The following is a 12,794-nucleotide window of genomic DNA, read 5'->3' on the forward strand; positions in this document are numbered from 1 at the left end:
GCACCTGGGACGGTTTCACGCTCGGCCAGGACCGTCTGGCAGGGTGATCGCCATGCGGACAATACTTCTCATCGGTATCGGCGCGGGCGATCCCCAGCAGCTCACCCTGCAAGCCATCGACGCGATCAAGCGGGCCGATGTGTTCCTCCTGGTCGACAAGGGCGAGGCCAAGCGCGAGCTCGTGGACCTGCGGCGGGCCTTGCTCGACACGCACCGGCCCGACGGTGGCTACCAGGTGGCCGAGATCGATGATCCGCCACGCGATCGCGCCCCCGGCGACTACCAGCATGCTGTCACCGACTGGCACGCCCGCAGGGCAGCCATCTTCGCGGAGACCATCGCCGCAACGGTGCCCGAGCACGCCACGGGAGCATTCCTCGTATGGGGCGACCCCACCTTGTACGACAGCATCCTGCGCATCCTCGAGCTCGTGCAGCACGGCGGCCGCATCGACCTCGAGGTCGACGTCATCCCCGGCATCACCAGCATCCAGGCGCTCGCCGCGCGGCACCGCATCCCGCTCAACCGCATCGGCGAGCCCATCCACATCACCACGGGGCGCCAGCTCGCCCAGGGCCTGCCCCCGGGGGTGACCAACGCAGTGGTCATGCTCGATGCCCATCACGGCTACACCGCTCTCGAGGAGCGCGAGCCCGGCGCCTGGAACATCTGGTGGGGCGCCAATCTGGGCACGCGAACCGAGCAGCTGATCGCCGGCCCCATCGCCGATGCGGCACCGGCGATCGGCCGTGCCCGCGAGACCGCCAGGGAAGCCGCGGGCTGGGTGATGGATACCTACCTGGTGCGGCGGGCGGACGCGGCGGGCTAGAACAAGGCGGAGGGGCCGCCGGGGATGCCGAGGCCGGGCTCGTTGCTATCCCAGCTCTGCGGCACCAGCCCCCACTTCTCCAGTTCCTTGATGACCAGCGAGCGCAGGGCGCGCGAGGTAGGAAAGCGAACGGGGTCCAGGCCATTGACGGCCAGCGTGTAGTGGTCGCCATTGCGCAGCAAGCAGGCATCGATCACGAGCTGCCCGGCGAGCGCGTCCACCGCGGGGAACCTCGGGTGGGCGGCCCGGGCCGCGCTGGAGGCCACCTTGTACTTGCCGAGATGCGTGAGCTGCTCGGGCAGCGTGCCGACGTGGGACGCGATCGCCTCGGTGATCGAGCTGGAGCTCGTCAGCCGGGTGGCGACCCGGTCGGGCACGATGTTGAGCGTGGCGAGCGGGAACGCCGCGGGGCGCGCAGCTTCGGGAATGCTGCCCGATGACGTGCGCTGGAATGCCTCGCGGGCCCGGTCGCGGAGGAGGAACAGCTCGCCGTACCGGCTGCCACGGGGCGCCCACGTGATCGTCGACAACGTCAGCGCATTGGAGCGCAAGGGTTGCCCAGGCCCGGGATCCTCGCTCGAGGTGTCGAAGGGCATGCCAATGGTGACCGGCTCGTGGAGCCCCTTGGCGCCGCTGCTGTACATGAGGTTCGACACGATGCACACCAGCAGGCTGTTCGGGGTGCCGCTCGAGCGGGCCGCGACGGCATCCCATTCGCTGGCCATCACATCAATGATCGTCGTGGCCTCCCGCCAGGCAGCCGGGATCCGGCCTGTGGCAGCGATCGTGGCGGCGCGCTTGCGGCGCAATGCGTCCACCCGGTTGCGCCGCATCTGCCGGACGATCTCGTCCCGATTGGTGCCCTGCACGAAGATCGCATAGAAGGCAAGCAGCGAGCCGAGGACGAACTGCCAGTACTGCACAGCGGCGTCACGAAGCTCGCTGGCGAGCGAGCGGCGCCGCACGAGGCCCGCGCGATTCTGCTGCTTGCCCGCGACCGCTGCCTCCACCGCCGCGATGAGGCCCCGGGCGTCAGTGAGGGCGTGCGAGCACACCAGCGAGATGATCGTTCCGCCGTCGTCGATGCGGACGACGCTGAGCTCCCACCCGATGCCATGCTCGGGATTGAGCCGGGTGAGGGTGCGCTCGTTGGCCCACTCGATGACCCGATCCCGGGGGATGGCGTGGCGCGTGTAGTGAATGGGCGCGATGCTCGAGCCCTGGGCCCAGTAGTGCCGGGCACCGGGCACGAGAGGCTTGATGACGCGCCGGTTGAGCGGCCCCACGGCGAGCCTGCGATGCAGCTGCGACAAGGTGGTTTCGTCGACGGTCTCGTCGAACATCCAGATCCCCTGCATCACCACCGGCATGCCGTGGCCGCGGTGGGTCCGCAGGAAGTGCATATCCACGAGGCTCAGGTAGTTGCCGTCCTCGGCGGCGAGCGTCATGAGCGGCCACGCCAGGACCGGTAGCGCGCGATCAGTGCCGCGGTGGAGCCATCGACCTCTCGGCCGGCCGGGGGCGCGGCGGGATCAGCGATGAGCGGCAGCAGTTCCTTTGCCTGCGTCTTGCCGAGCTCGACGCCCCATTGATCGAACGGATTGATGCCCCACACGGTGCCCTGGACGAGCACCTGGTGCTCGTAGAGCGCGATGAGCTGGCCGAGCACGGAAGGCGTGAGCCGTGGCGCGAGGATGGTGGTGCTCGGTCGATTGCCCGGCATGACCTTGTGCGCCACGAGGCTGGGCTCGGTGCCATCGGCGGCGATCTCCTCCGCGGTGCGCCCGAGCGCGAGGATCTGCGACTGCGCGAAGAAGTTGGCCATGAGCAGGTCATGCATGCTGGAGCCATCTGCGGTGACGAGGTCATCGGTGGGCTCGGCGAATCCGATGAAGTCGGCGGGCACGAGCCGGGTGCCCTGGTGGAGCAACTGGTAGAACGCGTGCTGCCCGTTGGTGCCGGGCTCGCCCCAGTAGATCTCGCCGGTGCTGCCGTCCACCGCGGTGCCGTCGCGGCGCACCGACTTGCCGTTGGACTCCATGGTGAGTTGTTGCAGGTAGGCCGGGAACCGTGCGAGATCGTCGGAGTAGGGGAGCACCACGCGGGATTGCGCGTCGAGGAACTCGCCGTACATCACGCCGAGCATCCCGAGCACGACGGGCGCGTTGCGGTCGAGGGGCGCCTCGCGGAAATGCTGGTCGATCAGGTGCATGCCGTGCAGGAACTCGGCGAAGCGCTCGCGGCCGATCCGCAGCATGAGCGACAGCCCGATCGCCGAGCCGACCGAGTAGCGCCCGCCCACCCAGTCCCAGAAGCCGAACATGTTCGCGGTGTCGATCCCGAACGCGGCCACCCCCTCGGCGTTCGTGGAGACCGCCACGAAGTGCCGCGCCACCGCCGAATCATCGCCGCCGAGTCCCTCGAGGAGCCAGCGCCGGGCAACCTCGGCGTTCGAGAGGGTCTCAAGGGTCGAGAAGGTCTTCGAGGCGATGATGAACAGGGTCCGGGCGGGGTCGATCATCGCGAGAACGGCAGTGAGGTCCGCGGGGTCCACGTTGGACACGAAGTGCGCGCTGATCCCGGCATCCGAGTAGTGGCGCAATGCCTCGCTAGCCATCGCGGGACCAAGATCGGACCCGCCGATGCCGATATTGACCACCGTGGTGAGGCGCTCGCCCGTCGCACCGCGATGCTCGCCGGAGCGCACCCGGTCGGTGAACTCGCCCATGCGATCGAGCACCTCGTGCACCTCGGCGACCACGTCGGTGCCGTCGACGACCAGGCTCGCGGATCGGGGCAGGCGCAGCGCGGTGTGCAGCACGGCGCGGTCCTCGGTGGTGTTGATGCGCTCGCCGCGGAACATCGCCTCGCGCTGCTCGGTGACGCCCGCCGCGTCCGCGACGGAGGACAGCAGCGACAGACCGGTCGCGTCAACGCGCTGCTTCGCGAAGTCGATGTGAAGGTCGCCCGCGGTGATCGACATGGTGGTGGCGCGATCCGGATCGGCCGCGAACAGCTCGCGCAGCGTGCGCGCCCGCAAAGTGAGCAGATGGCTCGCCAGCGCGTTCCACTGCGGGGTGCCACGCACCGCTCGTGGCGCGCGCTGGGGGGAAACGGCCTGGCGGTCGGGGGTGTGCGTCACCATGCGCTCCTCGGGGTCTCGTCTGGTCCCGTGCGGTCGAGCCTAGACGGTGGACGGCGAGGCTTCAGCGCAACGTGTCTAGCGATCCCTGCCGAGGCGTCCGCGGCCGAGCCGCAGCAGCAGCATCGCGAGCGTCTGCCCCTCGGGGCCGAGCTCGCTGAACCTCTCGATGACCCTCATCTCGCGGTTGTGCACGAGCCGCGGGCCGCCGGAGGCCATGCGCACCTGCCCGATGATGCGGGAGATCTCCGTGCGCCGCTTGATGGCCCGGAGGATCTGCGCATCAAGCTCATCGATCTCCTTGCGCAGCTCGTCGATGTCGGGCGCGGCGCCTTCGATGGTCGGCTCGCTCGACCCATTCATCGGTGGAGTGTGGTCGGCCGGTGGCATCGTCAACGTGTATCCCCTGTCCTGGCGTCTGTCCAGCTGCCCGAGCCCGTGGCCCGGCGCTCGCGTAGACCCCTGATTCTGCCACGTCGCTCGGACGGATCTCCCGGGTCCCGGCGGGATGGGCCGGGCGCGCGTGGTGGGCGTTGTCGGTGCACGGCCTTATCCTGGTGAGGTCCGCGACGAGCAGCAAATCATGGGGTGAGGAACATTCTTTCTGGTACAGGCCAGCACGGGTGGGGCAGCGCGACCGGGACGGCAGGGCAATGGCCGGGCGGCGCAGCGCCCGCGGCGGGCATGGTCGCGCCTGGGATGGGCGGCGATGCGGGGCAGATCCTCGAGGGCCTCAACCCCGCGCAGCATGAGGCAGTCGTCCATGCGGGCACGCCCCTGCTGATCGTGGCGGGCGCGGGCTCGGGCAAGACCGCTGTGCTCACCCGCCGCATCGCCTACCTCCTCGCGCACCGCGGAGCGCGCCCCTCGGAGATCCTCGCGATCACCTTCACCAACAAGGCTGCTGCCGAGATGCGGGAGCGCGTCGCGGCACGAATCGGGCCCGTCGGCGCCAGCATGTGGGTCGCGACGTTCCACTCCACCTGCGTGCGCATCCTGCGATCCCAGGCCGGCCTCGTGGAGGGGCTCAACACCAACTTCTCCATCTACGATGCTGATGACTCGCGCCGCCTGCTCGGCATGATCGCCAAGGATCTCGAGCTCGACGTGCGCCGCTTCACCCCGCGCTCGCTGGCCGGCCAGATCTCCAACCTGAAGAACGAGCTGATCGATCCCGCGCGCGCCGCCGACGATGCCGAGAGCGCGCCGGGGGAGCTGCCCCGCGTGGTGGCCCGCGTCTACGGCATCTACCAGCGGCGCCTGCGCGAGGCGAACGCGGTGGACTTCGACGATCTGATCAACGAGACCGTGCGCCTGCTGCAGCAGTACCCGGACGTCGCCGCCTACTATCACCGCCGGTTCCGGCACATCCTGGTCGACGAGTACCAGGACACCAACCACGCGCAATACGTGCTCGTGCGCGAGCTGTGCGGGGCGGGAACGAACCAGACAGAGGGGATCGCCCCCGCCGAGCTGTGCGTCGTGGGCGATGCTGACCAGTCGATCTATGCCTTCCGCGGCGCGACGATCCGCAACATCATCGAGTTCGAGCGCGACTTCACGGATGCGACGACCATCCTGCTCGAGCAGAACTATCGCTCCACCCAGAACATCCTGACCGCCGCGAACTCGGTGATCGCCCGGAACGAGGGCCGGCGGCCCAAGAACCTGTGGACCGAGGCGGGGGCGGGCGAGCCGATCGTGGGCTATGTCGCCGACAACGAGCATGACGAGGCAACCTTCGTCGTCTCCGAGATTGACCAGCTCGCCGATGCTGGCGACGTCAACTACTCCGACATCGCCATCTTCTACCGCACCAACAACTCCTCCCGCGCGCTCGAGGAGATCCTCATCCGGCACGGCCTGCCGTACAAGGTCGTCGGCAGCGTGCGGTTCTACGAGCGCAAGGAAGTCCGAGACATCGTCGCCTACTTGCGGGTGCTCGCGAATCCGGATGACACCGTGAGCCTGCGGCGGATCATCAATACGCCTCGCCGTGGCATCGGCGATCGCGCCGTGGCCTGCGTCTCGGTGCATGCCGAGCAGCGGGGGATCGGCTTCGGAGCTGCCCTGCGCGATGCCGCCGAAGGGAAGGTGGCGCTGCTCGGCACCCGGGCCCAGCGGGCGATCGGTGGGTTCGTCGAGCTAGTCGATGAGCTACGTGCCCCTCTCGCAGTCGGCGGCAGTGGCGTAGGCACTGGCGAGGGCACTGGCGAGGGCACTGGTGACGGCGACGACCTCGACCTCGGACGGATCGTGGAGACCATCCTGGACCGGACCGGCTACCGGGCCGAGCTCGAGGCCAGCAACGATCCCCAGGACGGGGCGCGGCTCGACAACCTCAACGAGCTGGTCAGCGTGGCCGCCGAGTACAGCCACGAGGCGATGCGGCTGCGCGCCGAGGGCGTCACCGCCGCAGAGGGCGAGCCCGAGCCTGGATCGCTCGCGGCCTTCCTCGAACGGGTCTCGCTGGTCGCGGATGCCGACCAGATCCCCGAGTCCGAGTCCGGCGTCGTCACGCTCATGACGCTGCACACTGCCAAGGGGCTCGAGTTCCCGGTCGTGTTTGTCACGGGGTGGGAGGACGGCCAGTTCCCGCACATGCGCTCGCTGGGCAACAACGATGAGCTCTCCGAGGAGCGGCGCCTCGCCTATGTCGGAATCACCCGCGCGAAGCAGCGGCTCTACCTGACGCGAGCGGTCACCCGGTCCGCGTGGGGCCAGCCCACCGCCAACCCCGAGTCCCGGTTCCTCCAGGAGATCCCCGAGCAGCTGATCGACTGGCGGCGCACCGCGCCGAGCCCTGCCAGCCAGTTCGGGGCCAGCCAGCTCGGCAGCGCCCAGTTCGGGGGCAGCCAGTTCGGGGGCAGCTGGGGCCAGTCCAGCGGAGGCCAGCGAGGAGCGGGCCAGGGCGGATGGTCCTCGCGCAGTGGCCAGGCTAGCCAGGCTGGAGCAACACCGGACCTGCCGCGCGCGCGGCCGCGCCGCCCCATGCTCGAGCTGGCTGCCGGTGATCGTGTCAGCCACGACTCGTTCGGCCTCGGCACCGTCGTCAGCACCGAGGGCAACGGAGCCATGACCCGGGCGACCATTGATTTCCGCGGCGCCGGCACGATGACCCTGATGCTCGCGGGCGGCGTGCCCATGGTGAAGCTCTAGGCCTGCGCGCAGCGCAAGGGGCGCGTGCCCCGGGATTGGCACGCGCCCCTCATGCTGCGCTGGATGCTAGGCCATGCCTAGCGGGTCGCTCAGCTAGCGCCGAAGACGTTGACGCCCTTCTCGGACAGCCAGCCGATGGGGTCGATCTTCTGGTCGCCGTTGATCCACACCTCGAAGTGCAGGTGCGGCCCGGTGGAGAAGCCGCGGTTGCCCATGGTGGCGATCTGCTGGCCGGCCTCTACGCGCTGGCCGACGGACACGGTGTTGGTGTCGTTGTGGCCATAGACGGTGACGGTGCCGTCATCGTGGCGGACGCGGACCCACAGGCCGAAGCCCGCGGCGGGGCCGGAGTCGATGACCTCGCCACCGGCGACGGCGACGATCGGGGTGCCGATCGGGCCGGCGATGTCGACGCCACCGTGGAGGGTGCCCCAGCGCTGGCCGAAGGTGGAGGTCAGCACGCCGATCGCGGGCAGCTGGAACAGCGGCTGGCGCAGCGCCGCCTCGCGGGCCGCGCGCTCATCGCTGAAGCGCTGCGCGGTAGCGAGCTGCTGGGCGAAGGCGGAGGGGTCGAGGGCCCGATTGACATTAAGGACCTGCACGGTGCCGGCCGGGGCGCTGGCCTCGGCGGCAACGAGGTCGATGTTGTCGTCGGAAGCGCTCGAAGCGGCGAAGGTGATGTCGTTCGCGCTCGACGTGGTGTCGGAGAGCAGCACGGCCTGTCCGCCGACGACGGATGCGCCGATGGTGACGATCGCGAGGGCCATGCGGCCCTTGGGGGAACGCTTCAGGGCATGGGTGTTCGATGTGGTGCGCAGCATGGGGTATCCAGAAAGGGGTGCGAATCCCTCGGGTTGGTTCCGCCGCGGTCTCGCTCAAGACTGCGGTGTCATCCCGGTTGATGACTCCAGCGGTGGTGGTGCTTACCGCCGGTGCACGATTCCTTATCCCGTCCGCGGGGCCTTGTGCCTGTCGGGGCGCCCCGTGGTCGTGATCAGATCGTGACTTGCACTGATGAAAAGGTAACGAAACGGTTGCGACGCTTGCAAGCATTCACGGTCGCTCGGGGCGTTATTGAGAGCGCACTCACAGCGCAGGGGGGCAAAACCCCTGTTTGCGGGAGTGCAGATGGTATTTACCCACGCAAATTGTCTCACGATATGGAACGGTGTTCGCTCCCGGCTAGCGCTCTAGCGGGTATCGAGACCTTATTTCCATCAATCCGGCCGATCCACGACTGCTATCGATGCGGCAGATCTGCTAGCCCTGCCTGACTGCTGCCGCGGCTATCACGGTGGTGGCCGCGGATCAAGGATGGATGGCCCGCATCGGGTGGAGGGGGTCGGTCCATATATAGGTGGCGCCTCTATAGGAAGCAGTTGCCAGCCGCCCCCTCACCACGCCGCCCTGGCCTTGGTGAACCCGGCGCGCGACTCCCGATCGCCCACCAAATACAGCCATAACGTCACGTTTCGTGGCCCCGCGCGATAGGTTGGATTCGCCTAGGGCGTGACGTAGCGCACGTCCGGGCCATGCCTGTGCCGCGCGCGCACATGGCCTGGACTAAGGTCCGACTTGGCTCGCCCCAACCCGGGTGAGCGTCACAGTAAATGAGACGGTGAGCACATGGATCTCTTCGAATACCAAGCGAAAGAGCTTTTCGCGAAGCACGGAGTCCCCACCACACCGGGGCGCGTCGCGGACACAGCTGAGGAAGCCGAGCAGGTCGCCGCGGAAATCGGCAAACAGGTCGTGGTCAAGGCCCAGGTGAAGGTCGGTGGCCGCGGCAAGGCCGGTGGCGTCAAGCTCGCCTCCGACGCCGCTGATGCCCGCGCCAAGGCCGAGGACATCCTCGTCCTCGATATCAAGGGCCACATTGTCAAGAAGCTTCTCGTCGCCGAGGCCAGCGACATCGCCGAGGAGTACTACATCGGCTTCCTTCTCGACCGCACGAACCGCACCTTCCTCGCGATGTGCTCGAAGGAAGGCGGCGTGGAGATCGAGCAGGTCGCCGTCGAGAACCCCGACGCGCTCGCCAAGGTTCCCGTGGACGCCACCGAGGGCGTCAGCATCGAGCTCGCCCGCCAGATCGCCGAGCAGGGCAAGCTGCCCGCCGAGGTCCTGGACGCGGCCGCGGAGACCATCGCCAAGCTGTGGGAGGTCTTCGTGAACGAGGACGCGCTCCTCGTCGAGGTCAACCCGCTCGTGCGTACCCCCGATGACCAGATCCTCGCCCTCGACGGCAAGGTCACCCTCGATAGCAACGCCGACTTCCGGCAGCCCGACCACGAGCAGTTCGTCGACGCCGATGCCGCCGATCCGCTCGAGGCCAAGGCCAAGGAGAAGGGCCTCAACTACGTCAAGCTCGAGGGCGAGGTCGGCATCATCGGCAACGGCGCCGGACTCGTCATGTCCACCCTCGATGTGGTGGCCTACGCCGGCGAGGACTTCGGTGGCGTCAAGCCCGCCAACTTCCTCGACATCGGTGGCGGCGCCTCGGCAGAGGTGATGGCCAACGGCCTCGACGTCATCCTGGGCGACCCGAGCGTCAAGAGCGTGTTCGTCAATGTCTTCGGTGGCATCACCGCATGCGACGCCGTCGCCAACGGCATCGTCAAGGCCCTCGAGATCCTCGGCGACGAGGCGAACAAGCCGCTCGTGGTGCGCCTCGACGGCAACAATGTCGAAGAGGGTCGACGTATCCTCGACGAGGCCGCGCACCCACTCGTGCAGCAGGTCGACACCATGGATGGCGCGGCAGCCAAGGCCGCCGAGCTCGCTGCAGCGGCAAAGTAAAGGGGAACGAAGACAATGGCTATTTTCCTTACCAAGGACAGCAAGGTCATCGTCCAGGGCATCACCGGGGCGGAAGGCACCAAGCACACCCGCCGCATGGTTGCCTCGGGCACCAACATCGTCGGCGGCGTCAACCCGCGCAAGGCGGGTAGCGACGTCGATGGCATCCCCGTCTTCGCCTCCGTCAAGGAAGCGATGGAGAAGACCGGAGCGGACGTCAGCGTGCTGTTCGTGCCCCCGTCCTTCACCAAGGCCGCCGTCATCGAGGCGATCGACGCGGAGATCCCCCTCGCGGTGGTCATCACCGAGGGCGTGCCCGTGCACGATTCCACCGAGTTCTGGGCATACAACCTGAAGAAGGGCGGCAAGACCCGCATCATCGGGCCGAACTGCCCCGGCATCATCAGCCCCGAGCAGTCCAACGCCGGCATCATCCCCGCCAACATCACCGGCGCCGGCAAGATCGGCCTGGTGTCGAAGTCCGGCACGCTGACCTACCAGATGATGTTCGAGCTCGCCGACTTCGGCTTCACCACCTGTGTGGGCATCGGTGGCGACCCCGTCATCGGTACCACCCACATCGACTGCATCCAGGCATTCGAGGATGATCCCGATACCGAGCTGATCGTGATGATCGGTGAGATCGGTGGCGACGCCGAGGAGCGCGCCGCCGACTACATCAAGGCGAACATCACCAAGCCCGTCGTCGGCTACGTCGCCGGGTTCACCGCTCCCGAGGGCAAGACGATGGGCCACGCCGGCGCCATCGTTTCCGGCTCCTCCGGCACCGCGCAGGCCAAGAAGGATGCGCTCGAGGCCGCAGGCGTAAAGGTCGGCAAGACCCCGTCCGCCACCGCGGAGCTCGCGCGCGCGATCCTCGAGAAGAAGTAGACCCCTAGCGCTGGGTCCTCGGACGCCGCGGCACTGCGACTCGCAGGCCGCGGCGTTCGTGTGTGTCCTTGTGTCCGCGGCGAGTGTGCGAAGTACGACAGGTTCGAGCACTGGAGCTGTCGCATATCGCACACTCGCGGCGAAGCAGCGGCGCGCCTTTCCCCGTCCGCGGCGGCGAGGTGCCACTCTCGATACCGATGACCGATCTGCAGACACGAGCCCGCGCATCCCGGCAGGATGGCCGCGACAACGAGATGAGCGATATCGCCCGCTCGCTCATGAAGGCAGCATTCGTGCCCACCGGGACCGTGGTGGGTGCCATCGCCGTCACGATCGTGGCGCTGCTGCTCGCCTCCCGCAGTGATCTCACCGGTGTGTTCGCCGCTGTCGGCGCGTCCTGGCTGGCGATCCATCAGGTAGTGCTGCCGCTCAGTGGCGTGCACCTTGGTGTGCTGCCGCTCGTGCTTACCTTCGGGATGTTCGCGCTCACCTTCCATTTCGTGAGGCGCGCGAGGCGAGTGGCCGCCACCACCCGCGAGATGACGCAGCTCATCGCCGCGGCCACCGGCATCCCTGTTGTCATGACGATCATTTCCTTGGCCGTCATCAAGGATGCCTCGACTGTCCTGAAGATCGATACCCCCAACGTACTGATCGCGCTGCTGCTCACGGCCGTGCTTCATGGCGGCGCGGCCACCGCGGCCCTCCACCCCCTTGTCCGGGAACGCCTCGAGCAGCGATTCACTCCTCCCGAGTGGATGGCCGTCGCGCTCGAGGCGGCTCGGCGGGGCGCGCTGGTCCTCGTGGCGAGCAGTGCGGCTGTCACGATCGCTCTGCTGGTGCTCTCCGCGTCAAAGGTGCTCGAGCAACTCCTCGCGTTCGAGGGAGCCGGGGCGTTCCTCGGCCTCGGCGCCCTCTCGCTCCTCTACCTCGGGAACATCATTGTCGGCATGGCGTCCGTCCTGGTCGGCGGCAGCGTGCAGATCGGTGATGCTTCCGCATCGCTGTTCGCGACAGAGACAGCTTCGCTCCCAAGCCTGCCCGTTCTCGCGATCATGCCCGACGGGCCTGCTGGGGCATGGTGGCCTATCGCGCTGGTCATTCCCGCAGCGGTTGCTGTCGCCACCGGCAAGACCGTGACCCGCTATCACCTCGAAACCCGCGATCAGGTAGCCACCGTGCTGACGGCGGCGGTCCTCCAGGCCGGGGGATTGCTGGTGCTCGCGCTCCTCGCGGGCGGCCCCATCGGTGTGCTCGGTAGCGCCTCCTATTCACCCTGGCTCTCGAGCGGTCTCCTGCTCGCCTGGATCGCGACGATCGGCACCGTCGTGGCCACTGCCACCGCGCGGGTTGCTGATCGGCACGAGCGCCGCGAGCGCAGGGCGGAGATCGAGCAGGCTATCGCCGAGGCCCTCGAGGACGAGGCGGCCGACACCAGCGAACCGGACCACTCCGAGCCGACCGTGGACGGGGAGCAGAGCGAGCAGGAGACGCTGAAGCAGGAGACGGCGAAGCAGGAATCCGGCAAGCCGGCGAGTACGCGGTCTCCCCGTGCCGCCATCGCGACTGCGGGCAAGCTGCTTCCCTCGATGCCAGGCAAGGGTGGTCGCCGCAGCAAGCCCGAGGCCGGGGGAGAGGTAGCGCCCGGCGACGATTCCGGAACGGGGCCCGCGAGTGCCGAGAATGACGCTGCAGAGCCCGCGAGTGCTGAGAAAGCGAGCCCGGAGCCCGCGGGCCCCACGAAATCAAGCCCCGAGGACGATGCTGCCGAGAAGGGTGCCTCCAAGCAGGATGCAGCCGAGCCGCCCTCCGAGAGCGAGGACAAGCCCGCGAAGAGCAGCGCCAAGCGTGACCGAGGGAAGGACACCAAGCGCGAGCGGGGGCGTCGCCGCCGCAAGGCGTGATAGCACAGTCCCGGACCCGATGGCGACGCCCCCGATGCCAGCCACTAGGCTATGTCGCGTCGGTCGGCCCAGC

General features: G+C 68.2%; 9 protein-coding genes. 5 read left to right on the forward strand and 4 right to left on the reverse strand.

Annotated features, from left to right (window positions below; all coding sequences use genetic code 11):
• Positions 1-52 precede the first annotated feature (52 nt).
• A complete protein-coding gene (cobF, locus tag QC765_RS09545) occupies positions 53-829 on the forward strand; it encodes a precorrin-6A synthase (deacetylating) (protein WP_278314203.1) in 777 nt (258 codons plus the stop codon).
• Here cobF and QC765_RS09550 read toward each other — a convergent pair.
• The 3 genes from QC765_RS09550 to QC765_RS09560 all read right to left on the reverse strand — a co-directional run bounded on the left by QC765_RS09550 (position 826) and on the right by QC765_RS09560 (position 4,334).
• Positions 826-2,277, reverse strand: a complete 1,452-nt coding sequence (locus QC765_RS09550) for a hypothetical protein (RefSeq protein WP_278314204.1) — start codon at positions 2,275-2,277, stop codon at positions 826-828. The two genes, cobF and QC765_RS09550, sit on opposite strands and share 4 nt — an antisense overlap.
• Positions 2,274-3,974: a glucose-6-phosphate isomerase gene (pgi, locus tag QC765_RS09555; protein ID WP_278314205.1), complete on the reverse strand. Its 1,701-nt coding sequence runs from the start codon at positions 3,972-3,974 to the stop codon at positions 2,274-2,276. The genes QC765_RS09550 and pgi overlap by 4 nt, the downstream gene beginning before the upstream one ends.
• A 75-nt stretch (positions 3,975-4,049) precedes the next feature.
• Positions 4,050-4,334 carry a chorismate mutase gene (locus tag QC765_RS09560; protein WP_278314206.1) on the reverse strand — a complete coding sequence of 95 codons (285 nt, stop codon included), beginning with the start codon at positions 4,332-4,334 and terminating at the stop codon, positions 4,050-4,052.
• A gap of 321 nt (positions 4,335-4,655) precedes the next feature.
• On the opposite strand from QC765_RS09560, the gene QC765_RS09565 reads away from it, so the two are divergent.
• Positions 4,656-7,130 (forward strand): UvrD-helicase domain-containing protein, encoded by a 2,475-nt coding sequence (locus QC765_RS09565; RefSeq protein ID WP_278314257.1) that lies wholly within the window; start codon positions 4,656-4,658, stop codon positions 7,128-7,130.
• Positions 7,131-7,219: 89 nt separating this feature from the next.
• Here the strand turns inward: QC765_RS09565 and QC765_RS09570 are convergent, their stop codons facing one another.
• Positions 7,220-7,951 (reverse strand): M23 family metallopeptidase, encoded by a 732-nt coding sequence (locus QC765_RS09570; protein WP_278314207.1) that lies wholly within the window; start codon positions 7,949-7,951, stop codon positions 7,220-7,222.
• An 805-nt stretch (positions 7,952-8,756) separates the two neighbouring features.
• Between QC765_RS09570 and sucC the strand changes: the two genes are divergently transcribed.
• From sucC to QC765_RS09585, 3 genes are all read left to right on the forward strand, one after another.
• Positions 8,757-9,926 carry an ADP-forming succinate--CoA ligase subunit beta gene (sucC, locus tag QC765_RS09575; protein ID WP_278314208.1) on the forward strand — a complete coding sequence of 390 codons (1,170 nt, stop codon included), beginning with the start codon at positions 8,757-8,759 and terminating at the stop codon, positions 9,924-9,926.
• A 15-nt stretch (positions 9,927-9,941) separates the two neighbouring features.
• Positions 9,942-10,817, forward strand: a complete 876-nt coding sequence (sucD, locus tag QC765_RS09580; protein ID WP_278314210.1) for a succinate--CoA ligase subunit alpha — start codon at positions 9,942-9,944, stop codon at positions 10,815-10,817.
• 197 nt (positions 10,818-11,014) lie between these two features.
• On the forward strand, positions 11,015-12,721 hold the full coding sequence (locus QC765_RS09585) for a cell division protein PerM (protein ID WP_278314211.1): 1,707 nt from the start codon (positions 11,015-11,017) through the stop codon (positions 12,719-12,721).
• The last annotated feature ends 73 nt before the right edge of the window (positions 12,722-12,794 follow it).

The sequence above is a fragment of the Hoyosella levis genome (genome assembly GCF_026008515.1).
In the GTDB taxonomy this organism is placed as follows: Bacteria; Actinomycetota; Actinomycetes; order Mycobacteriales; family Mycobacteriaceae; genus Lolliginicoccus; species Lolliginicoccus levis.

Bases quoted from the DNA above. Each gene is read 5' to 3' on its own strand.
- QC765_RS09585 (WP_278314211.1), top strand. From the start codon at position 11,015: ATGACCGATCTGCAGACACGAGCCCGCGCATCCCGGCAGGATGGCCGC.
- cobF (WP_278314203.1), top strand. From the start codon at position 53: ATGCGGACAATACTTCTCATCGGTATCGGCGCGGGCGATCCCCAGCAG.
- sucD (WP_278314210.1), top strand. From the start codon at position 9,942: ATGGCTATTTTCCTTACCAAGGACAGCAAGGTCATCGTCCAGGGCATC.
- pgi (WP_278314205.1), bottom strand. From the start codon at position 3,974: ATGGTGACGCACACCCCCGACCGCCAGGCCGTTTCCCCCCAGCGCGCG.
- QC765_RS09570 (WP_278314207.1), bottom strand. From the start codon at position 7,951: ATGCTGCGCACCACATCGAACACCCATGCCCTGAAGCGTTCCCCCAAG.
- QC765_RS09565 (WP_278314257.1), top strand. From the start codon at position 4,656: ATGGTCGCGCCTGGGATGGGCGGCGATGCGGGGCAGATCCTCGAGGGC.
- sucC (WP_278314208.1), top strand. From the start codon at position 8,757: ATGGATCTCTTCGAATACCAAGCGAAAGAGCTTTTCGCGAAGCACGGA.
- QC765_RS09560 (WP_278314206.1), bottom strand. From the start codon at position 4,334: ATGAATGGGTCGAGCGAGCCGACCATCGAAGGCGCCGCGCCCGACATC.
- QC765_RS09550 (WP_278314204.1), bottom strand. From the start codon at position 2,277: ATGACGCTCGCCGCCGAGGACGGCAACTACCTGAGCCTCGTGGATATG.